Source organism: Mycobacterium sp. IDUB_1, assembly GCF_055419625.1.
This window is the reverse complement of record NZ_JBVAYA010000002.1, coordinates 521922-547608: the sequence shown is the minus strand read 5'-3', so window position 1 is coordinate 547608 and position 25687 is coordinate 521922. Positions and strand designations below refer to the sequence as shown.

Below are 25687 nucleotides of genomic sequence, written 5' to 3'. Positions count from 1 at the left end.
ATCAGCTCAGTTCCGTCCCTCGATGCCGGTGAACAGGTCGGTCTCGGGCAGCGACACCGGGACGCGGGACCGGGCGAGCTCGAACTCCTCGGTCGGCCACAACCGCTGCTGCCACTCCATCGGGGTCGTGAAGAAGAAGCTCTTCGGGTCGATCTGGGTGGCGTGCGCGAGCAGCGCCTCGTCACGCTGAGGAAAGTACTTCGCGCATTCGATGCGCGTGGTGACCCGCTTGTCGGCCAGGTCGATCTCCGGATCCCAACTCTCGAGCCACTTCGCGAACGGACCCTCCTGGCCGTTCCTGGCGAACTCGTCCTGCAGCACCTGCATGCGCTGCCGCAGGAAACCGTGGTTGTAGTACAGCTTGTGGGTCGCCCATGGATCGCCGGCGTCGGGGTAGAGCAGGTAGTCGGCAGCCGCCTCGTACGCCGCGACCGACACCTTGTGGCACATGATGTGGTCGGGGTGCGGGTAGCCGCCGGTCTCGTCATAGGTGGTCATGACGTGGGGCTTAAAGTCGCGGATCACCCGGACCAGCGCCTCGGTGGGCACCTCGAGCGGCTCCAGCGCGAAGCAGCCCTCCGGCAGCGGCGGCAGGGGATCACCTTCAGGCAGACCCGAGTCGACGAAGCCCAGCCACTGGTGCTCGACGCCGAGGATCGCGGCCGCCTTGGCCATCTCCTCGCGGCGGATCTCGTCTATCCGGCCGTGCACCTCGGGCAGATCCATCGCCGGGTTCAGGATGTCGCCGCGCTCCCCGCCTGTCAGCGTCACCACCATCACCCGTACGCCCTCGTCGACGTAGCGGGCCATCGTCGCCGCGCCCTTGCTTGACTCGTCGTCGGGGTGCGCGTGCACGGCCATCAACCGCAGTTCGCTCAACAGTTCCCTCTTAGCTGCTCACCTGGATGGACACTCACGGTCAGGTTCAACAGAACCGACACGTCCTATAGTTCCAGTCCTAGTACACCTATCCGAACGACGGGCATGCAAAACGAGATGATCGAGAGGCCCCTGGACCGATACGGCGCCCCGCAGCGCAGTCGGCGCACCCGTCGCTGGCTCGTCATCGGCTTGTTCGTCGCGGTGGTCGCGCTCGGTGTCGCGATCGCCGCGGTGGCGTTCGACCGGCTGGGCTCCCCGGAGGTGAAAGGCGAGCTGGGCGGGTACCGCGTCGTCGACGACCGCACGGTGGAGGTGACGGCGAGCATCACCCGCGACGATCCGTCCCGGCCGGTGGTGTGCATCGTGCGGGCCCGCTCCTACGACGGTGACGAAGTGGGCCGCCGCGAGCTCCTGGTTCCACCGTCGACGGCGGAAACCGTGCAGGTCAGGACGACCGTGACGACGTCTCGGCCGGCGGTTGTCGGTGACGTGTACGGGTGCGGCACCGACGTGCCGTCCTACCTGGTCAGCGGGTAGACCGACCAGCGTCCGGGCTTGCGATCGGACACTGCGCAACCAACCGCGGACTGCGAAAACATGAAAATCGGGTAGCCGCCCGGTGCTATCATGGGCCAGTACACGGTTCCTGCTGGAGCCGTGTATTGCTGCATTTGAGCGCCGTTACGACGACGGCGGTTGTGGCAATACACGCTGATACACATTGGTGCCTCAGCACCGCCCCAGCACCGTGCCCGAGAACTTTTCACGCACACAGCGCTGAAAGCGACGACGACAGGAGCGCGCCGACATGACTGACACCCAGGTCACCTGGCTGACCGAAGAGGCGTTCGACCGGCTCAAGGCCGAACTCGACCAGCTGATCGCCAACCGCCCCGTCATCGCGGCCGAGATCAACGACCGCCGCGAAGAAGGCGATCTGCGTGAGAACGGCGGCTACCACGCCGCTCGCGAGGAGCAGGGTCAGCAGGAAGCCCGGATCCGCCAGCTGCAGGAGTTGCTCAACACCGCCAAGGTCGGCGAAGCACCGAAGCAGTCCGGCGTCGCGCTGCCCGGTTCGGTCGTCAAGGTCTACTACGACGATGACGAGAGCGACACCGAGACGTTTCTCATCGGGACCCGTCAAGAGGGCGTCACCGACGGCAAGCTCGAGGTGTACTCCCCGAACTCTCCGCTCGGCGGCGCGCTGCTCGACGCCAAGGAAGGCGAGACGCGGACCTACACCGTGCCCAACGGCAACACCGTGAAGGTCACGCTGGTCTCCGCGGAGCCTTATCACGGCTGACCGGCGTGGCGCAGATCGCTGAAGAGCTGTTTCTGCTCCTGGTCGACAACGCGTCCGGCGAACCCGGTCTCGACGAGCCGAGGCGGGCTCACGCGCTGGCCGCGGCCACCCTGCTGGACATGGCATACGCCTGCCGGGTGCGCCCGACGGTCGACGGTGAACCGGCCCCGCCGGGGCATCTGATCGCGCTCGACGCGGCCGGCCCCGTCGATCCGCTGACGGCGAAGGCACTGGACTATGTACGCAGGGCCCCGCGGCGACCCGGCCAGGCGATCAAGGTGGTGGGCCGGTCCGCGGAACGCCTGCTGGCCGAGCACCTGGAGCGAACCGGCCAGATCCGTCGCGTGACCGGGCGCTCGGGCGCGCTGCGACGGCGCGCGAGCACGTCGCTGACCGATCGTCGCCGCGTCGGTCCGACCCGCGATGCGCTGATGGCGGCACTGTTCGAGCGCAGACCGCCGAGCGCAGCCACTGCGGCGACGATCACGGTGTTGCACGCAGCCGACGGGCTCGGCGCGCTGCTCAGTCTCAACGACCGCGGCTGGCGTTGGGTGCACGCCAGAGCTGGTGAAATCGCCAGCGGCAGTTGGCTCGACGAGTCGCCGACTGGGCTCGCCGAGGTCAACCTGGCGGTCACCGCGTCGGCAGTGCGCCAGGCCTTGGCGGAGCTGACCTAAGCGAGAGCCTGCTCGACGTCGCCGAGCAGATCTGCGATGTCTTCGATGCCGACCGACAGGCGCACCAGGTCATCGGGCACCTCGAGCTGCGAGCCCGCCGTCGAGGCATGCGTCATCGCCCCCGGGTACTCGATCAACGACTCCACCCCGCCGAGCGACTCGGCCAGGATGAAGATGTCGGTGCGCGCGCAGAAATCGCGCGCGGCCTGCGGCCCACCCTTCAGGCGCGCCGACACCATTCCGCCGAACCCGCTCATCTGCTTGGCGGCCACGTCGTGGTGGGGATGATCTGCCAGCCCCGGGTAGAGAACGGTCTCCACTGCGGGATGCCCGACGAGGAATTCGGCGATGGCAGCGGCATTGTCGCTGTGGCGCTGCATCCGCAGCGGCAGCGTCTTGAGCCCGCGCATCGTGAGGTACGCATCGAACGGGCCCGGCACCGCGCCGGCCCCGTTCTGGAGGAAAGCGAATGCGTCGTCGAGAGCCTCGTCATTGGTGACCAGCGCGCCGCCGACGACATCGGAGTGCCCGCCGATGTACTTGGTGGTCGAGTGCAGCACGATGTCGGCGCCGAGCGGCACCGGCTGCTGCAGTGCGGGTGAGGCGAAGGTGTTGTCCACCAACACTTTCACGCCGCGTTCCGCGGCCAGCGACGCGATGCCGGCGATGTCGGCGATCGACAGCAGCGGGTTGGTCGGCGTCTCGACCCAGATCAGCTTCGTGCGATCGGTGACGGCGGCGCGCACCTTGTCCAGATCACCGAGTGCGACCGCGGTGTAGCTGATTCCCCACTGCGCGAACACCTTGTCGATGAGCCGGAACGTGCCGCCGTAGGCATCGTCGGGGATGACGAGGTGATCCCCCGGCCGCAGGATGGCGCGCAGCGCGCAATCGGTGGCGGCCATGCCCGAACTGAACGCGCGGGCGTAGGTCGCGGATTCGACCGCGGCCAGGGCGGACTCCAGCGCGGCGCGGGTCGGATTCCCTGTCCGCGCGTACTCGAAGCCGCCGCGCAGCCCTCCGACACCGTCCTGGGCGAACGTCGAGCTGGCATAGATCGGGGTGTTGACCACGCCGGTGGCGGGGTCGGGCCGGTAGCCGGCGTGGATCGCTTTGGTGGCCGGTCCCAGTGCCCGGAAATGCTCGGATGCGCTGCGGTGCTCGCTCATGCTGCAACGGTAGCGCTGCCAGCCGTATCGCCCGGCACCCGGCACCTGGCTCCGGGACCGGCGTCGGCGCAGCTGCGCCGACGCCGGACCCCAGGGCTTCAGTAGTGGTGCGTCGGCTGTTGCCCGTGCTGCCCCTGCGGGGTGGCCGGGACACACACCGTGGTCATGATCTTGTCGGCGAGCGTCTGCCGCTTGGCATCCCACAGCGGGAACAGGTAGCCGATGTAGCAGATGATCGCGTCCACGAAGTGAGCCAGCTGGCGAACCACGGACAGCCCGAAACCGATGGGCTGAAACGTCTTTTCGCTGACGACCTTGAACTTCATCACCGACTTGCCGATGCTCGAGCCCGTCGTGCCCTGGCGGTAACCGTAGTTCCACACCACGTAGGCGAGGGTGAGCACCGACGCCAGGAACGACACGAGCGTGCCGACGACGGAGTAGCTCGACGTACAGGCGTATCCACCGTTGATGTTCTCGCAGTTGTTGTCACCGGTGAGGATCGCGATGCCCTGTCCCAGCCCGACGATGATGAACACCGGGATGTAGTCGATGAACCACGCGGCAACGCGCGTCAACCACGACGTGTATGCATCCTTGGGCAGCGCGGGCGCCACCTGCGGGTAGCCCTGTTGCTGAGGAGGAAAGCCGCCGGGCGGGTAATTGCCTTGCGGCGGAGGCGGATAGCCACCGGGTGGGGGCGGCGGGGTGTAGCCGCCCTGGGGGGTCGGCTGGCCGCCAGGGGGCGGGTATCCACCAGGGGGCGGGTATCCACCCGGGTTGTCAGTCATCGAATCTTCCTCCTCGGCTCAGTTGGGTGGAGCGACATGGTGTTACGACATGGACGAGAGCGCGCAGATGACCACCGATGCAGCGAAAAACCCTGGCTGACAACTGATTCCGTCGCCGACCCCGTCAACAGCGGACGCCCCGCTGTCACAGGCCATCTCGCGGGCACCCAGCACGATCGGGGATCAGGCCGCGCCACAACCGATCCCGCGTACCGCGAGAACGGCGAATCGCCGACTCGAGGCGGGGACAGTCGAGACCCCGGCGGTTGATCGCTCATGACGCCTTCCAGTCTGTTTCTTAGCTGGCAGCAAGCGAGATCACCATACCTGAGAGAAGGCTGCGAGCAGCGGTTTTACCCGCTGTGAGGTCAGCGGCGCGTGCTGCTGTCGGAGAGGTAACCGAGCAGGTCATGCCGGGTCAGCACACCGACCGGCTTGCCCTCTTCGACCACCATCACCGCATCGCACTCGCGCAGCGTCTTGGCCGCCGTACTCACCAGTTCGCCAGCACCGATCAACGGCAACGCCGGGCTCATGTGTTGGCTGACGGCGTCGGCGAGCTTGGCGCGGCCCTCGAACACGGCCGAGAGCAGCTCGCGTTCGGAGACACTGCCTGCCACCTCGCCCGCCATCACCGGGGGCTCGGCACCGACCACTGGCATCTGGGACACGCCGTACTCCCGCAGGATGCCGATCGCATCGCGGACCGTCTCCGCGGGATGGGTGTGCACCAGGTCCGGCAGCGCCCCGGACTTGCCGCGCAGCACGTCACCCACCGTCGACTCCGAGACCGAACCGTCGAGCCTGCTGCGCAGGAACCCGTAGGAGGACATCCAGCCGTCGTTGAAGATCTTCGACAGGTAACCGCGGCCGCCGTCGGGCAGCAGCACCACGACCAGGGCGTCAGGCCCCTCCCGCTCGGCCACCTGGATCGCCGCGTAGGCGGCCATCCCGCACGAACCACCGACCAGAAGCGCTTCCTCGCGCGCCAGCCGCCTGGTCATCTCGAACGAGTCGGCATCCGACACGGCGATGATCTCGTCGGGCACCGCGGGGTCATAGGCCGTCGGCCAGAAATCCTCGCCGACACCCTCGACCAGATACGGCCGCCCGGTCCCGCCCGAATACACCGAACCCTCCGGGTCGACGCCGACGACCTTGACCCGGCCGTCGCTGATCTCTTTGAGGTAGCGGCCGGCACCGGTGATGGTTCCGCCGGTACCCACGCCGGCCACGAAGTGGGTGATCTTGCCGTCGGTGTCGGCCCAGATCTCCGGCCCGGTCGACTCGTAGTGGCTCTCGGGGCCCATCGGGTTGGAGTACTGGTCGGGCTTCCACGCCCCGTCGATCTCGGTCACCAGTCGGTTGGACACGCTGTAGTAGCTGTCGGGGTCGTCGGGTGCCACTGCTGTCGGGCACACCACGACCTCGGCGCCATAGGCCCGCAGCACGTTCTGCTTGTCCTCGCTGACCTTGTCCGGGCAGACGAAGATGCACTTGTAACCGCGCTGCTGAGCCACCAGCGCCAGACCGACCCCGGTGTTGCCGGACGTCGGCTCGACGATGGTGCCGCCCGGCTTGAGCTGGCCGCTGGCCTCGGCTGCGTCGATCATCTTGACCGCGATGCGGTCTTTCGAGCTACCGCCCGGGTTGAGGTACTCGACCTTGGCCGCCACCGTGCCCGACCCGGGGGGAACCACCGAGTTCAGTTGAACCAGAGGGGTGTTGCCGATGAGCTCACTGACGTGCCGGGCGATGCGCATGCGTCCATCGTCTCAGGCCCGTCAGGGGACTACCAGGTGGCCTCTCGGATGTACTCGCCGATCTGCTTGATCGACCGGTTGGCCTCGGGAACGGCAGGCGAGCCGAGTTGGAAGACATGCATCTGGCCGGGCCAGATGCGCACCTCCACCGGCACCCCGGAGGCGGCGAGTAGACGCGCCGCTTTGCGCGCGTCACTGAGCAGGACCTCCGACCCGGAGACGTGGATCAGGGTGCGGGGCAGGCCCGGCTCGATGTGATCGAGCGGTTCGTAGATCTCCTCGGGCTTGCCGTTCACGACCCGTTTCGCTCCGGCCTGCTCGATCAGCTCGATGAGCGCGTGAAAAGCCTTGGGCGGGAACATGACATCGCTGCGGATGTTGGGGTGCTCGGCACGTCCCTCGTTGTCGATCTCGAACAGCGGCGACATCGTGACGACGGCCGCGGGCGTCTCGGTGTATCCCTCGAAACCGTCGAACTGCAGACGCTCGGCGAGCGAGAGCGCGAGGTAGCCGCCCGCGGAGTCGCCGGCGAGGACGATCTGGTCGGGCTCGTAGCCCGTCTCGCGCAGCCAGCGGTAGGCGTCGAAGCAGTCGTCGAGCGCGGTGCCCACCGAGTGCTTGGGGATCATCCGGTAGTTGACGACGAGGACGGGCGCATCGGCGTATCGCGAGAGTGCCGTCACCAGGCGGCCGTGGGTGTGCACGCCGCACGTCAGGAACGCGCCGCCGTGCATGTAGAGGACGACGCTGCGCTTGCCGTCCGCGGGCAGGACACCTGCGGCCCGCACCAGCTGTGCCGTGCAGTGGGGCAGCGCGATCGTCGCGCGGACCGTGCCGGGGACCGGGCGGATGACGCGGGCCGCGAAGTCCACCAGCCCCCAGGGCCACGGCAGCTTGGGAGCGTAGCTGCCAACGGAGAGGAACGGCTTGATGGTCGCCCTCGCGGCCAGACCCATGACGCGTCCTGCGATGCTCGGGCCGTCCTCGACGACCTCGACCGGCGCCCCGTCACTGACCGGGAAACGGCGCGGTTTGTGCCCTCGACCTGGCCGGACACCCAGATGGGCAGTACTGGGGACCTTGCTCGGTGCCGTCATCGCCACCACTTCCTACGCCGTTGTAGTACGGGATCAGCCAAGATACTCAGACAAGCTCGTTACTTAGCTTGACACCTGTAACCATTATCACAATCGTTTAAACGCGATTGATACCGGAGTTGATACCGCACCGTGACCGCGGATTCCGTCGCCCTCCCGCTCGCCCGCCGATCGGCCACCTAAACTCGCTCTCGTGGGCTTCAGCCGCCGTGCTCCTCACGTCCGCCGGTCGACCGTCGCGCTGGCGGCGGTCGCAACGCTGGCGTCCACCGGATCGGTCTACGTCGGCGCCCGCAACCTGCTGACCGGACAGGCCGATCAGGCCCGCCGCGTCATCCCCAAATCCTGGGACATCCCACCCCGCGCCGACGGCGTCTACCTCCCCGACGGTGGGCCGGTGACGCGCTGGTACCGCGGCGTGCCGTTCGACCTGCACCTGATGATCTTCGGCGACTCCACCGCCACCGGCTACGGATGTCGGACCGCCGACGAGGTGCCGGGCGTGCTGCTGGCCCGCGGCCTGGCGAAGGAGTCGGGTAAGCGCATCCGACTCAGCACCAAGGCGATCGTCGGCGCGACGTCGAAGGGACTGTCCGGTCAGATCGATGCGATGTTCGTCGCCGGTCCGCCGCCGGACGCGGCGGTGATCATGATCGGCGCCAACGACATCACCGCCCCCAACGGCGTCGGGCCGTCGGCGCGGCGGCTGGGCCGGGCCGTAGCGCGGCTCCGCAGCAGCGGCGCGGTCGTCGTCGTCGGTACGTGCCCCGATTTCGGTGTGATCAAGGCGATTCCGCAGCCGCTGCGCTGGGTGGCGCGCAGCCGTGGGCTGCGGTTGGCGCGCGCTCAGGCCGGTGAGGTCCGGGCCGCGGGCGGCGTGCCGGTGCCGTTCTCCGATCTGCTGGCCCCGCATTTCTACAAGGCGCCCGATGAGCTGTTCTCACAGGACATGTTCCATCCGTCGGCCGCGGGTTACTCCTTGGCCGCCCAGCAGCTGCTGCCCGCGCTGTGTGCCGCGCTGGGTGAGTTCGTCGGCAGCGAACCCGCTGAAGCGGCTCTGGAATCCCGCTCGGGCGAGGGCTCGCTGCTGTCGCGGATCGGCAACCTCGGGCGGCTGTGGCGCCGCTCCACCGGGGTGCCCGCGCCGATCGTCGTGGCTGCGAGCTAGGTTCACAGACACGTTCTCGCTGTCTACCGAGGAGTCCTCATGCCCGAAGCCGTCATCGTCGCCACCGCCCGCTCCCCCATCGGCCGGGCCAACAAAGGCTCGCTGGTCTCGATGCGTCCCGACGACCTGGCCGCCCAGATGGTCAAGGCCGTTCTCGACAAGGTTCCGGCGCTGGACCCCCGCGAGATCGACGACCTGATGCTGGGCTGCGGCCAGCCCGGCGGTGAGGCGGGATTCAACATCGGCCGCACCGTGGCGGTGCAGCTGGGCTACGACTTCCTGCCCGGCACCACGGTCAACCGGTACTGCTCGTCGTCGTTGCAGACCACGCGGATGGCGTTCCACGCGATCAAGGCCGGGGAGGGTGACGCATTCATCTCCGCCGGTGTTGAGACGGTGTCGCGCTTCCTCAAGGGCACCTCTGACGGCTGGCCGGACTCGAAGAACGAGCTGTACGCCGACGCGATGGCCCGCACCGAGCAGGCTGCCGCAGGCGCCTCCGAGTGGCACGATCCCCGCGAGGACGGCCTGCTGCCCGACGTGTACATCGCGATGGGCCAGACGGCGGAGAACGTCGCACTGTTCACCGGGATCAGCCGTGAGGACCAGGACCACTGGGGCGTGCGGTCGCAGAACCGCGCCGAGGAAGCCATCAAGAGCGGCTTCTTCGAGCGCGAGATCACCCCGGTCACGCTGCCCGACGGCACCGTCGTCACCACCGACGACGGCCCGCGGGCCGGCACCACCTACGAGGCCGTCAGCCAGCTGAAGCCGGTGTTCCGGCCCAACGGCACGATCACCGCGGGTAATGCCTGCCCGCTGAACGACGGCGCGGCCGCGGTCGTCATCATGAGCGACACCAAGGCCAAGGAGCTGGGGCTGACCCCGCTGGCGCGCATCGTGTCGACCGGCGTGTCGGGTCTGTCGCCGGAGATCATGGGCCTCGGCCCGATCGAGGCCGTGCGCAAGGCGCTGGCCAGCGCGAAGATGTCGATCTCCGACATCGACCTGTACGAGATCAACGAGGCGTTCGCGGTGCAGGTGCTGGGCTCGGCACGCGAGCTCGGCATGGACGAGGACAAGCTCAACGTCTCCGGTGGCGCTATCGCGCTCGGGCATCCGTTCGGCATGACGGGCGCCCGGATCACCGCCACGCTGCTGAACAACCTCGCCACGCACGACAAGACCTTCGGCATCGAGACGATGTGCGTCGGCGGAGGGCAGGGCATGGCGATGGTCGTGGAGCGCCTCTCGTAGTTTTGCGGCCGTGCCGCGCCGCGAGAGTGAAGTCACTGTCGCGGCGCGGCGCGTTTCGCTGCCGAGGCAGCACCTTCGCGGCGCCTCACGCCAACCAAAAAGGGCGCCCACCTTTCGGTGAGCGCCCTTCTCGGTGCGATGACTAGTCGTTGTTGAAGTAACTCAACAGCCGCAGGATCTCGAGGTAGAGCCACACCAGGGTGACGGTCAGACCCAGCGCGATGCCCCACGCCGCCTTTTCCGGCGCACCAGCGCGGATCATCTGGTCGGCCGAGTCGAAGTCGATCAGGAACATGAACGCCGCGAGACCGATGCAGACCAGCGAGAAGATGATCGCCAGCGGGCCGCCGCTGCGCAGGCCGAAGCCCTCACCGCCGCCGACGCCGAACAGCGCGAGCACCAAGTTGAGCAGCGCGATGGCCATCACGCCGAACAGGGCGGCGACCAGCATGCGGGTGAACTTCGGGGTGACGCGGATGGCGCCCGTCCTGTAGACGACCAGCATGCCGGCGAACACGCCGACTGTGCCGAAGACCGCCTGGGCGATCATGCCGGGGCCGCCGCTGGAGACCAGGTTGGCGAACAGGAAGGATGCCGCGCCCAGGAACAGCCCCTCGAGCGCCGCGTACGACAGCACGATGGCCGGGTTGTCCTGCTTGCGTCCGAACGTCGCGATCATCACCAGCGCGAAGCCGCCGAGGCCGCCGATGAGCGTGAACGGCATCATCAGGCCGATGTTCTGCGCCACCAGGAAGTAGGACAGGACACCGACCGCCGTGACCACGGCCAGGGTGATACCGGTGCGGGTGACGACGTCATCGATGGTCAGCGGACGGGAAACACCCGTCTGACGCTGATCCGGGTACTGCGTCGTGTACGGGTCGGCCTGTACCGCCTGCGCGCCGTAGCCGGCGGCTGCGGTACCGAACTGCGCGTATCCGCCCTGCTGCTGCCCCTTGGGCAATGAGCGGAATACCGGGTTGCTGCTTTCGCGCACCGTCGGTTCCTTTCCTGATGTCGTGTTTCGGCCTGTGCCGAACAACCGTTGAACGATCGACGCGCCGGGACAGTTCCCGAGAATCGAATCTGTTCCCAGCCTTCTCACAGGAACCTTACCCGGCGCCCTCCGATCAGGGGCGACGATCTAGATTGCTGGCGTGGACGGAAACGAGGATCTCCTAGTAACGGTGCGCGACGGAGTCGGGCACCTGACCCTCAACCGGCCCAAGGCGATCAACTCGCTGACCCACCCGATGGTCACCGACATCGCGGCCGCCCTGACGGCCTGGGAACACGACGACGACGTTCGCGCGGTCGTCGTGTCAGGGGCCGGCGAGCGTGGCCTGTGCGCGGGCGGCGACATCGTCGCGATCTTCCACAGCGCCAAGGCCGGCGGTGCCGAGGCACGCCGGTTCTGGCACGACGAATACCTCCTCAACGCCTACATCGGCCGCTACCCCAAGCCGTATGTCGCACTGATGGACGGCATCACGATGGGTGGCGGGGTGGGCATCAGCGCGCACGGCAGCGTCCGCGTGGTCACCGAGACGACCAAGATGGCCATGCCGGAGGTCGGTATCGGCTTCGTGCCCGACGTCGGCGGCACCCACATCCTGGCCCACGCGCCCGGCAATCTCGGCGTCCACGCCGCGCTGACGGGCGCCCCCTTCCGCGCAGCAGATGCGATCGCCATGGGTTTCGCCGACCACTACGTGCCCCACGCCGATCTCGCACAGTTCGTCGCGGCGATCGAGAGCGACGGCGTGGACCACGCGGTGAGCACCTACGCCCAGGAGCCGCCGCCCAGCGAGCTGACGGCACACCAGGAGTGGATCGACCGCTGCTACGCGGGCCAGACCGCCGGCGAGATCATCGACGCACTGGGAAGCGAAGGCATCCCCGCCGCGACCGAGGCCGCCGAGCTGATCAGCTCCCGCTCCCCTGTCGCGGTGTCGGTGACCTTGGAGGCCGTGCGCCGCGCCCGCTCGCTGCCGAGCCTGGAAGACGTTCTGCAACAAGAGTTCCGGACCTCGTGCGCGGCGCTGCGGTCAGCAGATCTGGTGGAGGGCATCCGTGCGCAGATCATCGACAAGGACCGCAACCCCCAGTGGTCCCCGCCGACGCTGGGAGCGGTCACCGAAGCCGACGTGGCCGCGTACTTCGCCCCCGCCGACCCTGACCTGACCTTCTAGACCGTCGACACGCACCAGGAGCGATCATGACCGACTACGAGACCATCCTCGTCACCCGCGAGGGCCGGGTCGCCACCATCACGCTGAACCGGCCCAAGGCGCTCAACGCCCTCAACACTGCGGTGATGAACGACGTCACCTCCGCTGCAGCCGAATTGGATGCCGATCCCGGTATCGGCGCCATCGTGCTCACCGGCAACGAGAAGGCGTTCGCCGCAGGCGCGGACATCAAGGAGATGGCGAATCTGTCCTTCGCCGAGGTGTTTTCGTCGGACTTCTTCGCCGCGTGGGGCAAGTTCGCAGCCACGCGCACACCGACGATCGCCGCGGTCGCCGGCTACGCACTCGGCGGCGGGTGCGAACTGGCGATGATGTGCGACATCCTGATCGCCGCTGACACCGCGAAATTCGGTCAGCCCGAGATCAAGCTGGGTGTTCTGCCGGGTATGGGTGGTTCGCAGCGGCTGACCCGCGCCATCGGGAAGGCCAAGGCGATGGACCTGATCCTGACCGGCCGCACCATGGACGCCGAGGAGGCCGAGCGAGCGGGGCTGGTGTCGCGCGTGGTCCCGGCCGACGCCCTGCTCGAGGAGGCCGCCGCCACCGCGGCGACGATCGCCGGCATGTCGCTGTCGGCGGCCCGGATGGCCAAGGAGGCCGTGAACCGCGCCTTCGAGTCGACGCTTGCCGAGGGTCTGCTCTACGAGCGCCGGCTGTTCCACTCCGCCTTCGCCACCGACGATCAGAGCGAGGGCATGGCCGCGTTCACCGAGAAGCGTTCGCCGAACTTCTCCCACCGCTGACACCCACCGCTACCATGCCTTCGTGACCGCCACCGCCGCCCCGCCGACGGCCGAGCCGCCCGCGGAGGCAACCCGGAAACCGTGGTGGGAGCGCCACTACACGTTCACCGGCACTGCGGTCGGTCTCGTCTTGCTGTGGCTGTCGCTGACGCCGTCCCTGCTGCCGCGGGGTCCCCTGTTCCAGGGATTGGTCAGCGGTGGCGCCGGGGCCTTCGGATACCTGCTCGGCGTCTTCTCGGTGTGGCTGGTGCGCTACATGCGGTCCAAGGATTCCAGCCCGCCGGCTCCTCGCCGCGCCTGGCTGATCCTCGTCGTGGTGGGTGCGGTCGGCATGATCCTGGCGATCATCTGGTTCCACGAATGGCAGGACAACGTCCGGGATCTGATGGGTGTGCCGCGGCTGACGTTCTGGGACTATCCCCTGGCGGCCGTCATCTCGGTGATCACGCTGTTCGCCTTCGTCGAGATCGGCCAACTGATCCGCCGACTGGTTAGCTACCTGGTTCGGCAGCTCGATCGTGTTGCGCCGCCTCGGGTTTCGGCGGTCATCGTGGTGACGTTGCTGTTGGCGTTGACGATCGCGCTGCTCAACGGCGTCGTCGTACGGTTCGCGATGAGCACGATCAACAGCACGTTCGCCGCGGTCAACGACGAGACCGATCCCGACAATCCGGCTCCCGAGACGCCGCTGCGCTCAGGCGGTCCGGGGTCGCTGGTCAGTTGGGAGTCGCTGGGCCACCAGGGCCGCATGTTCGTCGGCGGTGGGCCGTCGGTCTCCGAGCTCAGCGCGTTCAACGGCCGGCCGGCGGTCGAGCCGATCCGCGCCTATGCGGGCCTGAATTCGGCGGTCGGGATCAAGGCCACCGCGGCGCTGGCCGCGCGCGAACTGCAGCGCACCGGCGGTCTCGACCGCGCGGTGGTGGCCGTGGCCACGACGACGGGCACGGGCTGGATCAACGCGGCCGAAGCCACTGCCCTGGAGTACATGTACAACGGCGACACCGCGATCGTGTCGATGCAGTACTCCTTCCTGCCGAGCTGGTTGTCGTTCCTCGTTGACAAGGAGAACGCGCGGCAGGCGGGCCAGGCGCTGTTCGAGGCCGTCGACGAGTTGGTCCGCGCGATGCCCGAGGCGCAGCGACCCAAGCTCGTGGTGTTCGGTGAGAGCCTCGGCTCCTTCGGTGGCGAGGCGCCGTTCCTGGCGTTGAACAACCTGATCGCCCGCACCGACGGCGCGTTGTTCAGCGGTCCGACGTTCAACAACACGATCTGGACCGATCTGACCGCCAATCGCGATCCCGGTTCGCCGCAATGGCTACCGATCTACGACAAGGGCGAGAACGTGCGATTCGTCGCCGAGCCTCGCGATCTGCAGAGGCCGCACGATCCGTGGGGGCAGCCGCGCGTGGTCTACCTTCAGCATGCGTCGGATCCGATCGCCTGGTGGAGTCCGGATCTCCTGTTCGCCAAACCGGATTGGTTGCGGGAGCCACGTGGCTATGACGTCTCCCCTGACATGCAGTGGATTCCGGTGGTGACGTTCCTGCAGGTGTCGGCCGACATGGCGGTGGCAGTCGACGTGCCCGACGGGCATGGCCACGTCTACGTGCGCAACGTCGCCGACGCGTGGGCCTCGATCCTGTTGCCGCCGGGGTGGTCTGCGGCGAAGACGGAGAAGTTGCGCCCGCTGCTGCGCAGCGACGAGAACAGCTGAACCGGCTAGTAGACCAGCACGCCCTTGAGCGCGTGGTACCCGCCGACCACGTCGGTGGCGCGGTGCAAGCCGATCTCCTGCAACGCCGCGGCGGCCAGGCTCGAGGTGTAGCCCTCCGAGCACAGAATCACCCATTCGACGTCGTCGTCGACGGCCTGCGGAATGCGGACGTCGCTGGTGGGGTCGAGTCGCCACTCGAGCACGTTGCGCTCGATGATCAGCGCGGTGGGCACTTCGCCCTCGATGGCCCGCTGCGCGGCGGGTCGGATGTCGACCAGGATGGCTCCGCGCCGCAGCGCGGCAGGCAGCTCGTCTGCGGTCAGTCGGTTGATCTTCGTGCGGGCGTTCTCGAGCACGACATCGATGCGGCTTCCCATGTCACTTACCTTCCGGTTGGTCGGTCAATTCGGTCCGTTTGCGCCGCAACGTGTTTCGTTCGGACAATTCGTAGTAGGACATCGCGGTGAGCGGCGGCGAGTAGGCATGCACGCTCAGGGTCGGCGTAGAGATCGGCGAGGGCACCGTGACGCTTTCACGTGCCCACACCACATCGTGCACCCACCCCAGCGGGAAGGCGGCCTGATCGCCCGCCTCGAGCCGACGATGGCGCAGTTTCTTTCCATCCCAACGTGTTTCATGCAACGCTCCAGACAGAACCGTGAGCGCCCCGAGCGAGCCGCCGTGGTCGTGCAGCTCGGTGGCGTGGTCGGGTACCCAGCTGATCAACCAGACGTCGAGCTCGTCGTCGCCGTGCAGCCGCGTGTACCACCGTTCGGTCGTGGGCGGCCCGCCGACCGGCAGGATGTCGTCGTAGCGGCCGCCGAGGACGTCGGAGGCGTAGCTGTCGGTGGCGTGCAAGAGGTCAGCTGGGCGCAGCCGGGTAGGCGCGAGAACCATGGGAGAACTCCAGGAAGGGAACGGACGGATGGGGGGTCGGGGTCAGGCCCGACAACACTCCCGAGTCATTCCGTTACGCACGTTCCCACTGTGGCACGAGACCCGACGCTTCGCCAGGTCCCGGAGTTAATCTCACCGTGAATCTGGAATTGCGCACCTCGCGGCTACATTGGCGGAATGGTCCCCTCTGCCGTCCGGATCGCTGTCCTCGTCGCGGCGGGCGCCCTCGCCGTGGCGGGTTGCTCCTCGAATCCCACCCCGTCCACGCCCACCACCGAGACGTCGTCGTCACCGCTCGCCCAGCCGAGCACGGCCCCCACGACCACCGAATCGCTGGCTCCGAACGCCGTGGCCGTCTCACCCGGCGGGGTGACGACCAAGGTGGGCGCACCCGCGGAATCCACGGAGGACGACTACTTCCAGAACTGCCGTGCTGCGCGCACGTACATGGACACCCGCGGCGGGGATCCGAAGGCGCAGATCGAGCCGTACCTGAAGATGCTGCAGAGCGCACCGACGGTGGGATCGGGAGAATTCGACAAGAGCTGGACGCAGCTGTCGCCCGGTCAGCAGTCCGCGATCATCGTGGCGGTCGAGTCGGCCGCCGACGCGCTGTGCGGCTAGTCGTTCCAGACGAAACAGAACGTGTGGCCGGCCGGGTCGCGATACACCCGGAACCGGTCCTCGTCGACGTCCTGCACCCACGTCGCGCCCAGCTTGATCACCTCCGCCTGAGCGGCCTCGAGGTGGTCCTCTTCGATCATCACGTCGAAGTGGATCTGTTGTGAGGCGTGCGGGTCGGGGAATTGCGGCGGCTGGTGCTCGGGAGAGAGCTGGAACGCCAGCCGACGCCCGTCCGGGCCGGTGACCACGACCCAGTCTGTGTCCTCCTGGGTGATGTCGCCACCGAGAACCTCGGCCCAGAAGCGCGCCAGGCGGAGGGGGTCGGGGCAATCGACGACGACTGAACGCAGTGTTCCGATCATGTGGGACAGGGTTGCCCGTCGCGGCCGGCTCATGCAAGCGAGAATGGGCGGATGCGGGTCGCATTGGCGTTGGGCAGCGGAGGCGCCCGCGGGTACGCCCACATCGGGGTGATCAACGAACTCCACGAGCGGGGCCACGAGATCGTCGGCATCGCGGGGTCGTCGATGGGTGCCCTGGTGGGCGGACTGGAGGCCGCGGGACGGCTCGACCAGTACACGACATGGGCCGGTTCGCTGACCCAGCGTGCGGTGTTACGTCTGCTCGATCCGTCGATCACATCGGCAGGCGTGCTGCGGGCGGAGAAGATCCTCGACGCGGTCCGGGAGATCCTGGGCGAGGTGAGGATCGAGGACCTCCCGATTCCCTACACCTCGGTGGCCACCGACCTGATCACGGGAAAGTCGGTGTGGATGCAACGCGGTCCGGTCGACGACGCGATCCGCGCGTCGATCGCGATCCCGGGTGTCATCACCCCGCATGTACTCGACGGCCGGTTGCTGGCCGACGGCGGAATCCTCGATCCGCTGCCGATGGCCCCGATCGCCGCCGTCGCCGCCGACGTCACGATCGCGGTGAGCCTCTCCGGCGACGATCCCGAGGCACACCGTCGCGACCGGGTACCCCGGCAGGCCACCGGCGACTGGCTGAACCGGATGTGGCGCAGTTCGTCGTCGCTGCTGGACTCGAAGGCCGCCCGCTCACTACTCGACACCCCGACGGGGCGGGCCGTGCTGGGTCGGTTCGTCGTGGGTGACGACGAGCCCGTGGAGGCTCCCAGCGAACCGGTGATGCCGCTGGTGCCGAAGCTGGGCGGCTTCGAGGTGATGAATCGTGTCATCGACATCGCGCAGGCGGCGTTGGCCCGGCACACGCTGGCCGCCTATCCGCCCGACCTGTTGATCGAGGTGCCGCGCACGGTGTGCCGGAGCCTGGACTTCCATCGCGCCAATGAGGTGATCGACATCGGGCAGGAGTTGGCCAGCGCCGCGCTCGACACGCTCGAGGCGAGCGTCGCTGCCTCAGAGACCTAGGAACTGCGCGACGCGGGCCGCTTCGCGCCGGCCCTGGGCGCGCCCGGACTGCGCGGAGGGCGCCCGGCAGGCCGGGTCGAGAGGATTGGGGCCGAAGGCTTCCAGCGCGTCGGCGTCGGCGAAGACGGCCACCGTGGCACCGGGGAAGGCAGCGATCTCGTCGGCCGTGCCGGTGCCCCACGGCGACGGCGCATCGGACGCGGACGGCACCAGGACGACGGCGGTGTCGCAGTCGGAGACAGCCGACATGTTCACCGAGCTGCCGACGCCGCCGTCCATGTAGCGCCGGTCGGCGACGGTGACCGGCGGCCAGGCGCCGGGCACCGCGCAGCTGGCGGCCACCGCGTCGATCAACTCGATGCCGGAGCTACGGTCGAACACCACGAGTTCGCCTGTCGCGATGTCGATTCCGGTGATCCTCAGGTCGCGCGAGGGCCAGTCGTGCGATGGCAATCGGTGGGCGATGACCGCGCGGCGCACCGACTCGTCGACGGTGTCGGTGGCCGCGGCGACGGCGCCAATCTTCTGCAGCTTCTGCTCCTTGGTGGCGCCGGGGGTCATCACGGCGTCCAGGAACAGTGCGGTGATGCCGTCGACGGAGACCCCGGGGTGGATCTCGTGCGAGGTCTCGGAGAGCTGGCGGGCGAACAGCTCCTCCAGGGCGAGGCCACTGGACAGCTGGGCGGCGACCGTCGATCCCGCCGAGGTCCCCAGCAGCACGTCGGAAGCCAGCAGCGCCTGTCCCACGGCGGGCGTTTCGTCGGTGATCCCCAACAGAATGCCCGTCTCCCAGGCGATTCCGGCCAATCCGCCACCGGCCAGCACAAGGCCACGACTCGTCGTCGTTCTATGGGGCAACGTCACCCCTCTTCTCTACCGGACGATCTGACTGGCCGCCGCCTCGGGGTTCAGATCGGCGACGCTCAGGCGATGCCGTGGCGGCTCGAGGACGCCGGTCGTCGACGTGAGGTCCAACCCGGGGCCGACATGAACCAGTTCACCGTCGCCGAGGGGGCGCCAGGCGGGGTCGTCGTCCATCCGCTCGGTTGCGAACACCACCGACGGGCCGTCGCCGGCACGCGCATTGATCCTGCTGCTGCGCATCTCGCAGCGGGCGTGCTCGGCGGGTGTGCGGCGGTCGAGCACGAACAGGTCGTGGGTGTCCGGATAGCGCAGCGCCCACATCTCGGTCGCGGTGCAGAGCAGGATGTTGATCGCGAACACACCGACGTGGGCGCCGAGCCAGCGCACCGCGTCGATCAGCCCGGCGGTGACGTCGCCGTCGCGGGCCCGCACGGCGCCGGTGATGAGTGCGAACACTCTCTCCGAATCTGTTTGTCCCACAACCAGATCAGCGCAGCCGAGCTCGGCCAGGCGTGTGTCGAGCGCGTCCAGGTCGGTGACGACGCCGTTGTGGGCGAACAGCCGGCCGTCCTGGACGAAGGGGTGGGTGTTGGTGACGTCGGGGGCGCCGGTGGAGGCGTAGCGCACGTGGGCCAGCACCGTGCTGGCGACGACGTCGCGGGCCTCCCTGGCGAATTCGGCGTCCCGCCATGCGGCCAGCGGTTGTTTGTTCACGACCGGCTCGCCCGCTGGGTCGAAGTAACCCAACCCGGTGCCATCGGGATTGCGGCGGCTCTGCTCAGCCAGGCTGTCGGGGGCGTCGAGCAGCCAGAACGTCACCGGCACAGGCGCGCCGGCGTGCATCCCGAACAGGCGGCACATCGTGTTCTCCTCTACAGGTGCGGTGCCGCCTTGCCGCTGATCAGGGGGAGGTCCAGGTAGGTGGCGATGCCCGGCGGTGCGGCGCAGACCGCGGGCACCGAATTCACGCAGTGGGCGGCCGTCCCGACCACGCCGTATTCGGGCCCCTCTCCGCCGATTTCGGATTGGAATCCTGTCACCGACACGGTGAAGTCGGGGTTGCCCCGCACCTCCATCTCGTAGCGTTGCCCGGCCGGGCCGAAGGTCCATGCGGGATCGAGGTGGTCCTCCCCCATCAACCAGTTCACCGTCACCCGGACCACGGGTTCACCGTCGACCAGTGCCTCCCAGTGGAACTTGCGGCCCGCCACCTGCCCCGGCTCGATCGGACCCATCGGCGATTCGATGGTCGCGGTGGCCACAGCGATCTCCTGGGTGGCACGCACCCGCGGATCGGCGTGAAAACCCAACTGGTCCACGCACATTCGCACGGCCTGGATGAACCCGGCGTCGAGCATCTTCTGCATCGGCCCGGTCAGCGCCTTGTCCGGCGTCTCGCCGAAACCCATCACGTGACGCAGGACGTCAGGGGCCTCATACGTCCGCAGATCGGAGAACTCCTCGGCGCGCACGAAAGTCACGCCCGTCGACATCGCCGAGAGCATCAACGGGAACTTCTCGCTGATACCGCCGGGCGCGATGCCGGTGCCGTGCAGTGTCGCGTTGCCGGCCAGCGCGGCCTCCCGCAGGGGCGCGCCGCTGCGCTCGCTGGGATACAGCCAGCCGACCGGGGTGACGACGTTCTTGCCGGCACTCAGCAGCGCGATCACCTCGTCGGGGTTGGCGATCAGCGGGGCGTAGATGACCGCGTCGGCGTCCATCGCGAGGATCTCGTCGATGCTGTCGGTGGCGGTGACCCCGAGCTGGGCTGCGCCGATCAGGTCCCCGACGTCGCGGCCGGCCTTGGCCGACGAGTGGACCCAGCACCCGGCGAGTTCGAGTTCAGGGTGTTCGAGTACGCCCTTGATGGCGGCCACGCCGACCCCACCGGTCGCCCACTGCACGACGCGCAACGCCATGTCGACTCCTCGTGAAAATGGAACGTGTTCTACTCAGATGTACACCAGCGCCCGGCGGGCCGGTCGCGATTGGCGAAGGGATCAGCACATGAAGCGAGTGTTCGTCGTGGGCGTGGGGATGACGAAGTTCGAGAAGCCCGGCGGACGCGGAGCTGGCGGAGCGGACCATCAGGACCGCAGAGAAGGTTGGGACTATCCGGACATGGCGCGTGAGTCCGGGACCAAGGCGCTCGCCGACGCGGGTGTCGAGTACACCGAAATAGAGCAGGGCTACGTCGGGTACTGCTCGGGTGATTCGACGTCGGGACAGCGGGCGCTCTACGAGCTGGGGATGACGGGCATCCCGATCGTCAACGTCAACAACAACTGCTCGACAGGGTCGACGGCGTTGTACCTGGGCGCCCAGTCGATCCGCGGCGGGCTCGCCGACTGTGTACTGGCGCTGGGCTTCGAGAAGATGCAGCCGGGTTCGCTCGGTGGCGGTGCCGACGATCGCGAGTCACCGCTGAAGCGACACATTCTGGCGCTCAACGAGGTCGACGCGATGCAGTTCCCGGTGGCGCCGTGGATGTTCGGCGCCGCGGGCCGCGAGCACATGCAGAAGTACGGCACCACCGCCGAACACTTCGCGAAGATCGGCTACAAGAACCACAAGCATTCGGTGAACAACCCGTATGCGCAGTTCCAAGACGAATACAGCCTCGAGGACATCCTGGCCGCGAAGATGATCTCCGATCCGCTGACCAAGCTGCAGTGCTCGCCGACGTCCGACGGGTCTGCGGCCGTGGTGCTGGCGAGTGAGGAGTACGTGGATTCCCACGGACTGGCGGACCGGGCAGTGGAGATCGTCGGGCAGTCGATGACCACCGACTTCGCGTCGACGTTCGACGGCAGCGCGGCCAACATCATCGGGTACGACATGAACGTGCAGGCTGCGCGGAAGGTGTACGACCAGTCCGGGCTCGGCCCGCAGGACTTCCAGGTGATCGAGCTGCACGATTGCTTCTCGGCCAACGAGCTGCTGCTGTACGAAGCCCTCGGCCTGTGTGGGCCCGGCGAGGCGCCGGCGCTGATCGACGACGGGGACACCACCTACGGCGGACGCTGGGTGGTCAATCCGTCGGGCGGGCTGATCTCGAAAGGCCATCCCCTCGGCGCGACGGGCCTGGCCCAGTGCAGCGAGCTGACCTGGCAGTTGCGCGGTGACGCCGACAAGCGGCAGGTCGACGGCGTGACGGCGGCGCTGCAGCACAACATCGGGCTGGGCGGCGCGGCGGTCGTGACGGCCTATCAGCGCGCCGACCGCTGAGATTTTTCCGGCGAACAGTCGCGAACTCGTGTGACACGCCGCACGACATGCTCGAGTTCGCGTCTGCTCGCGCAATGAAAAGACCCGGCCGGGAAGCACCGGCCGGGTCTTTCCTCCTCGCGTCCTACACCGCGGCAGGGACCTTCTCCTGTTGCGGCTCCTGAACGCGTGAGCCGTGTCCGTCGTCGACCATTGTCAGCTCATCGAACGGATCTCGCCCGGCGAGCACGTTGTCGACCTTGGTCCTGTCGATCGTGTGGGTCCAGGAACCGACCAGCAGCGTGGCCACCGCGTTGCCCGAGAAGTTGGTCAGCGCACGGGCCTCGGACATGAACCGGTCGATGCCGACGATCAGGCCGACGCCGTCGAGCAGGTCGGGGCGGTGTGCCTGCAGGCCGCCGGCCAGCGTCGCCAGCCCCGCACCCGTCACACCGGCCGCGCCCTTGGAGGCGACGATCATGAACACCAGCAGGCCGATCTGCTCGGGAATGGACAGCGGGTCACCCAGCGCACCGGCGATGAACAGCGACGCCATGGTCAGGTAGATCGCGGTGCCGTCGAGGTTGAACGAGTAGCCGGTGGGAACCACCACGCCCACGGTCGAGCGGTCCACACCGAGGTGCTCCATCTTGGCGATGAGGCGGGGCAGCGCCGACTCGGACGACGAGGTCGACACGATCAGCAGGTACTCGCGAGCCAGGTAGCGGACCAGCTTGAAGATCGAGATCCCGGAGACCAGCCGCAGCAGCGAGCCGAGGATGCCGAACACGAAGATCGCACAGGTGATGTAGAAGCCGAGCATCAGGGTGAGCAGCTGCCCCACCGCGGACCAGCCGGTCTGGCCGACGACGTTGGCGACCGCGCCGAAGGCGCCGATCGGGGCCAGCCACAGGATCATGCTCAGGACCTTGAACACCAGCTTCTGCAGGTGCTCGACACCGCGCAGGATGGGCTCACCGGTGGAGCCGAGGGCCTGCACGGCGAAGCCGACCAGCAATGCGATGAACAGCGCCTGCAGCACGCTGCCCTCGGTCAGCGCGGAGAACATCGACGTGGGGATGATGCCCTGGACGAAGTCCATCAGCCCGCCGGCCTCATGTGCCTTGTCGGCGAGTTCGGCGCCCTTGGCGGCCGTGGTCGAGCTGATGTTCAGGCCGGTGCCCGGGTGCAACAGGTTGCCGACGACGAGACCAATCGCCAGCGCGAAGGTCGACATCGCCAGGAAGTACACGAACGCGAGCCCGCCGACCTTGCCGACGGTGGCGGCTTTGCGGACCGAGCCGATGCCCAGCACGATCGTGCAGAAGATGACGGGCGCGATCATCATCTTGATCAGCGCGACGAACATCGTGCCGAGCACCCCGAGGCTCTTGCCCACTTCCGGGGCGAGGATGCCGACGCCGACGCCGGCGATCACCGCGACGATGACGGCGATGTAGAGCCAGTGGGTACGGTCGCGCTTTTTGGGCGCTTCCGGTGTGGGGGGCCGGTCGACGGTGGTGGTCATGGGGTTCCTCCGAGCTTGGGTGACGATGTGGTCTGAAAGGATGGTCTGCCACGGCGTGAGCCAGGTCACGTTTTAGTTCATTTCGTTCAGCGAAGGGTGTGCGCGACGATGCGACGGTTCCGGGTGGCCTGGCCGCGCTCGCTGGCCGGCCAGGCGATCGCGCTGCAGGTGCTGGTGATCGCGCTGATCGTGGCTGCGGGCAGCGTTCTCGCGCTAATCGATGCACGCCAAGACGGTGACGCGTCGGCGCGCGACCAGGTCGTGGGGATCGCCACCTCTCTCGCCGACGCTCCGTCGACAGCGCAGGCCATCGAGTCGGGCCGTGCCACCGAGGTCCTGCAGCCGATGACCGAGCTGGTGCGCACCCACACCGACATCGCGTTCATCACGATCATGGCCCCCGACCGCACCCGGTTCACCCACACCGACCCCACTCAGATCGGCGGCAAGTATCTGGGCACCATCGAGCCGGCGCTGCGCGGTGAGACGTTCACCGAGACCTACACCGGGACGCTGGGACCGTCGATCCGCGCCGTTGCACCGGTGCGCGACGGATCGGGCCGGATCGTCGGCCTGGTCGCCGCCGGCATCCTGCAGAAGAGCCTGGCGCAGCGGTGGCGATCGCAGTGGCCGGTGATCGCCGCGGTGGGCGCCGGCGCCCTCGCCGTCGCTCTGGTGGGAGTCTGGGGTATCCGGCGGCGATTGCTGCGCCAAACCCATGGTCTGCGGCCCGACGAGCTGCGGGTGATGTACGACCACCACGACGCGATCCTGCACTCCGTGTCCGAGGGCCTCATCGTGCTCGACCGCAACGGAGTCGCGGTGGTCAACGACGAGGCGCGACGGCTGTTGTCGTTGCCCGCCGGCGCCGTGGACAGAGCGGACCTGCCGGAATTCCTGCAGTCCTTCGCGCCCGGGGCCCGTGACGAGGTCCACGTCACCGACGACCGCGTGCTCGTGGTCAATCGCTCACCGGTGGCGTCGGCCGGACGGACGTCGGAGGTGGTGACGATCCGCGATCGCACCGAATTACAGGGCGCGCTCGGCGAATTGAACTCGCTGAAGGTGCTCACCGATTCACTGCGCGCGAAGGCTCACGAGGCAGCCAACACCCTGCACACCATCGTGACGATGGTGGAGATGGGGCGTGCCGACGAGGCGGTCCGGTTCGCCACCGCCGAGCTGGAGCTGTCCCAGCATCTGGTCGATCGTCTGTCGGGCGCGGTCGCCGAACCCGCGTTGGTCGCTCTGTTGCTCGGCAAGACCGCCCAGGCCGACGAACGCGGGATCGAGCTGACCGTCACCGAGGACACCCACCTGCCCGCCGGCGACGGGCATCCGCTCACCGGCTCGGAGATGGTCACGGTGTTGGGCAACCTGATCGACAACGCGATGGATGCCTGCGACAAATCGGATCCGTGGGTGGAGGTCACGGTCAACCACAGCGACGAACGGTTACTGATCCGGGTGGCCGACAGCGGAGAAGGCATGGACGCCAAGACTTTCGACAAGGCGATGCGGCGCGGGTACTCGACCAAGACAGGCAGCGACGCCGAACAGCACGGCCTCGGGCTGGCGCTGGTGGCTCAGGTGGTCAAGCGGCACGGTGGCTCGCTGCGCGCCGACATCACCTACGGCTCGGTGGTCACTGTGGAGGTCAGCGCGTGATCAAAGTTCTGATCGTCGAGGACGAGCCGCTGATCGCCGAGGCACATCAGGCGTATCTCGGCCGCCTGCAAGGCTTTACGGTGGCGGCGGTGGCACACACCGCCCGGGATGCGATGCGCGCGGCCTCGGAGGCGGCGGCCGACGGCGCGGCGATCGATCTGGTGTTGCTCGACATTGGTCTGCCCGACGCGAACGGTATCGCCCTGGCATCGGCGCTGTCAGGGCTGCGCCCTGCTCCCGACATCATCACGATCACCTCGGAACGCGACCTGGAGATGGTGCGGGCCGCGGTCGGCCACGGGGCCTTGGCATACCTGCTGAAACCGTTCACGTTCGCCGCGTTCCGCGATCGCCTCGAGCGGTACGCGCGCTATCGCGAGGCCCTGCCGGCCGGTACCGACGCCGCCAGCCAGGCCGAGGTCGACCGTGCGCTGTCCGAGCTGCGGATCGGGCCCGACCGCGCGGCCGCACCGAAAGGTATCGCTCCGGGCACGAACGACGAGATCGCCCGCGCGGTCCGCGATTCCGGCGACGCCGGCGTCACCGCGGACACGGTCGCCAAGCAGATCGGGGTGTCGCGGGTGACGGCGTGGCGCTACCTGGAGCGGCTGGCCGACGAGGGCACGGTCCGCCGCGAGACCGACTACGGCAAGGCGGGCAGACCGAAGACCCGGTATCAGTGGCGCTGA

26 protein-coding genes are annotated in these 25687 nt (G+C 68.0%); 13 read left to right on the top strand and 13 right to left on the bottom strand.

The window, feature by feature from the left end; translation table 11 throughout:
* Window positions 1-6: 6 nt before the first annotated feature.
* Complete coding sequence (mca, locus tag ACZYYX_RS15600; protein WP_463815426.1) at window positions 7-879, bottom strand: mycothiol conjugate amidase Mca; 873 nt, start codon at window positions 877-879, stop codon at window positions 7-9.
* 117 nt (window positions 880-996) lie between these two features.
* Between mca and ACZYYX_RS15595 the strand changes: the two genes are divergently transcribed.
* From ACZYYX_RS15595 to ACZYYX_RS15585, 3 genes are all read left to right on the top strand, one after another.
* The gene (locus ACZYYX_RS15595) at window positions 997-1419 is read left to right on the top strand and encodes a DUF4307 domain-containing protein (protein ID WP_463815425.1); all 423 of its coding nucleotides are present in this window, start codon (window positions 997-999) and stop codon (window positions 1417-1419) included.
* A gap of 271 nt (window positions 1420-1690) precedes the next feature.
* Complete coding sequence (greA, locus tag ACZYYX_RS15590; RefSeq protein WP_463815424.1) at window positions 1691-2185, top strand: transcription elongation factor GreA; 495 nt, start codon at window positions 1691-1693, stop codon at window positions 2183-2185.
* Window positions 2186-2190: 5 nt separating this feature from the next.
* A complete protein-coding gene (locus ACZYYX_RS15585) occupies window positions 2191-2862 on the top strand; it encodes a GOLPH3/VPS74 family protein (RefSeq protein WP_463815423.1) in 672 nt (223 codons plus the stop codon).
* Here ACZYYX_RS15585 and ACZYYX_RS15580 read toward each other — a convergent pair.
* The 4 genes from ACZYYX_RS15580 to ACZYYX_RS15565 all read right to left on the bottom strand — a co-directional run bounded on the left by ACZYYX_RS15580 (window position 2859) and on the right by ACZYYX_RS15565 (window position 7682).
* On the bottom strand, window positions 2859-4031 hold the full coding sequence (locus ACZYYX_RS15580; RefSeq protein WP_463815422.1) for a cystathionine gamma-synthase: 1173 nt from the start codon (window positions 4029-4031) through the stop codon (window positions 2859-2861). The genes ACZYYX_RS15585 and ACZYYX_RS15580 overlap by 4 nt on opposite strands.
* A 98-nt stretch (window positions 4032-4129) precedes the next feature.
* Window positions 4130-4822 carry an RDD family protein gene (locus ACZYYX_RS15575; RefSeq protein WP_463815421.1) on the bottom strand — a complete coding sequence of 231 codons (693 nt, stop codon included), beginning with the start codon at window positions 4820-4822 and terminating at the stop codon, window positions 4130-4132.
* Between the two features lie 368 nt (window positions 4823-5190).
* Window positions 5191-6585, bottom strand: a complete 1395-nt coding sequence (locus ACZYYX_RS15570) for a cystathionine beta-synthase (protein WP_463815420.1) — start codon at window positions 6583-6585, stop codon at window positions 5191-5193.
* 29 nt (window positions 6586-6614) lie between these two features.
* A complete protein-coding gene (locus tag ACZYYX_RS15565; RefSeq protein WP_463815419.1) occupies window positions 6615-7682 on the bottom strand; it encodes an alpha/beta hydrolase in 1068 nt (355 codons plus the stop codon).
* 193 nt (window positions 7683-7875) lie between these two features.
* Here ACZYYX_RS15565 and ACZYYX_RS15560 point away from each other — a divergent pair, with 193 nt between their 5' ends.
* The gene (locus ACZYYX_RS15560; protein WP_463815418.1) at window positions 7876-8850 is read left to right on the top strand and encodes an SGNH/GDSL hydrolase family protein; all 975 of its coding nucleotides are present in this window, start codon (window positions 7876-7878) and stop codon (window positions 8848-8850) included.
* 39 nt (window positions 8851-8889) lie between these two features.
* Entirely contained in the window at window positions 8890-10107 is a 1218-nt protein-coding gene (locus ACZYYX_RS15555; protein ID WP_463815416.1) for an acetyl-CoA C-acetyltransferase, read from the top strand.
* Window positions 10108-10249: 142 nt separating this feature from the next.
* On the opposite strand, the gene ACZYYX_RS15550 is transcribed toward ACZYYX_RS15555, so the two are convergent.
* On the bottom strand, window positions 10250-11104 hold the full coding sequence (locus tag ACZYYX_RS15550) for a Bax inhibitor-1/YccA family protein (RefSeq protein ID WP_463815415.1): 855 nt from the start codon (window positions 11102-11104) through the stop codon (window positions 10250-10252).
* A 160-nt stretch (window positions 11105-11264) separates the two neighbouring features.
* Between ACZYYX_RS15550 and ACZYYX_RS15545 the strand changes: the two genes are divergently transcribed.
* The 3 genes from ACZYYX_RS15545 to ACZYYX_RS15535 are packed head-to-tail and all read left to right on the top strand — an operon-like array spanning window position 11265 to window position 14816.
* The gene (locus tag ACZYYX_RS15545; protein WP_463815414.1) at window positions 11265-12299 is read left to right on the top strand and encodes an enoyl-CoA hydratase/isomerase family protein; all 1035 of its coding nucleotides are present in this window, start codon (window positions 11265-11267) and stop codon (window positions 12297-12299) included.
* A gap of 26 nt (window positions 12300-12325) precedes the next feature.
* A complete protein-coding gene (locus ACZYYX_RS15540) occupies window positions 12326-13102 on the top strand; it encodes an enoyl-CoA hydratase (protein ID WP_463815413.1) in 777 nt (258 codons plus the stop codon).
* A gap of 22 nt (window positions 13103-13124) precedes the next feature.
* Complete coding sequence (locus ACZYYX_RS15535) at window positions 13125-14816, top strand: alpha/beta hydrolase (protein ID WP_463815412.1); 1692 nt, start codon at window positions 13125-13127, stop codon at window positions 14814-14816.
* Between the two features lie 5 nt (window positions 14817-14821).
* On the opposite strand, the gene ACZYYX_RS15530 is transcribed toward ACZYYX_RS15535, so the two are convergent.
* Together ACZYYX_RS15530 and ACZYYX_RS15525 are read right to left on the bottom strand one after the other, a co-directional pair.
* Complete coding sequence (locus tag ACZYYX_RS15530; RefSeq protein WP_463815411.1) at window positions 14822-15193, bottom strand: rhodanese-like domain-containing protein; 372 nt, start codon at window positions 15191-15193, stop codon at window positions 14822-14824.
* A 1-nt stretch (window position 15194) separates the two neighbouring features.
* On the bottom strand, window positions 15195-15713 hold the full coding sequence (locus ACZYYX_RS15525) for a cysteine dioxygenase (protein ID WP_463815410.1): 519 nt from the start codon (window positions 15711-15713) through the stop codon (window positions 15195-15197).
* Window positions 15714-15890: 177 nt separating this feature from the next.
* Here ACZYYX_RS15525 and ACZYYX_RS15520 point away from each other — a divergent pair, with 177 nt between their 5' ends.
* Window positions 15891-16337 carry a lipoprotein LpqV gene (locus ACZYYX_RS15520; RefSeq protein ID WP_463815409.1) on the top strand — a complete coding sequence of 149 codons (447 nt, stop codon included), beginning with the start codon at window positions 15891-15893 and terminating at the stop codon, window positions 16335-16337.
* Here the strand turns inward: ACZYYX_RS15520 and ACZYYX_RS15515 are convergent.
* A complete protein-coding gene (locus ACZYYX_RS15515; RefSeq protein WP_463815408.1) occupies window positions 16334-16732 on the bottom strand; it encodes a VOC family protein in 399 nt (132 codons plus the stop codon). The two genes, ACZYYX_RS15520 and ACZYYX_RS15515, sit on opposite strands and share 4 nt — an antisense overlap.
* A gap of 18 nt (window positions 16733-16750) precedes the next feature.
* On the opposite strand from ACZYYX_RS15515, the gene ACZYYX_RS15510 reads away from it, so the two are divergent.
* Window positions 16751-17731 carry a patatin-like phospholipase family protein gene (locus tag ACZYYX_RS15510; RefSeq protein ID WP_463815407.1) on the top strand — a complete coding sequence of 327 codons (981 nt, stop codon included), beginning with the start codon at window positions 16751-16753 and terminating at the stop codon, window positions 17729-17731.
* Here the strand turns inward: ACZYYX_RS15510 and ACZYYX_RS15505 are convergent.
* From ACZYYX_RS15505 to ACZYYX_RS15495, 3 genes are read right to left on the bottom strand one after another with little or no spacing between them, the layout of a single operon-like run.
* The gene (locus ACZYYX_RS15505) at window positions 17720-18589 is read right to left on the bottom strand and encodes a patatin-like phospholipase family protein (protein ID WP_463815816.1); all 870 of its coding nucleotides are present in this window, start codon (window positions 18587-18589) and stop codon (window positions 17720-17722) included. The genes ACZYYX_RS15510 and ACZYYX_RS15505 overlap by 12 nt on opposite strands.
* Window positions 18590-18604: 15 nt before the next feature.
* Window positions 18605-19456 (bottom strand): class II glutamine amidotransferase, encoded by an 852-nt coding sequence (locus ACZYYX_RS15500; RefSeq protein ID WP_463815406.1) that lies wholly within the window; start codon window positions 19454-19456, stop codon window positions 18605-18607.
* Window positions 19457-19467: 11 nt separating this feature from the next.
* Entirely contained in the window at window positions 19468-20514 is a 1047-nt protein-coding gene (locus tag ACZYYX_RS15495; protein ID WP_463815405.1) for an NAD(P)H-dependent amine dehydrogenase family protein, read from the bottom strand.
* Between the two features lie 88 nt (window positions 20515-20602).
* Between ACZYYX_RS15495 and ACZYYX_RS15490 the strand changes: the two genes are divergently transcribed.
* Window positions 20603-21823, top strand: coding sequence for a lipid-transfer protein (locus ACZYYX_RS15490; RefSeq protein WP_463815404.1), 1221 nt, complete (start codon window positions 20603-20605; stop codon window positions 21821-21823).
* Between the two features lie 124 nt (window positions 21824-21947).
* Here ACZYYX_RS15490 and ACZYYX_RS15485 read toward each other — a convergent pair whose 3' ends face one another.
* Window positions 21948-23330: a cation:dicarboxylate symporter family transporter gene (locus ACZYYX_RS15485; protein WP_463815403.1), complete on the bottom strand. Its 1383-nt coding sequence runs from the start codon at window positions 23328-23330 to the stop codon at window positions 21948-21950.
* Between the two features lie 108 nt (window positions 23331-23438).
* Here ACZYYX_RS15485 and ACZYYX_RS15480 point away from each other — a divergent pair, with 108 nt between their 5' ends.
* Together ACZYYX_RS15480 and ACZYYX_RS15475 are read left to right on the top strand one after the other, a co-directional pair.
* The gene (locus tag ACZYYX_RS15480; RefSeq protein ID WP_463815402.1) at window positions 23439-24998 is read left to right on the top strand and encodes a sensor histidine kinase; all 1560 of its coding nucleotides are present in this window, start codon (window positions 23439-23441) and stop codon (window positions 24996-24998) included.
* The gene (locus ACZYYX_RS15475) at window positions 24995-25687 is read left to right on the top strand and encodes a response regulator (protein WP_463815400.1); all 693 of its coding nucleotides are present in this window, start codon (window positions 24995-24997) and stop codon (window positions 25685-25687) included. Before ACZYYX_RS15480 ends, ACZYYX_RS15475 begins: the two co-directional genes overlap by 4 nt.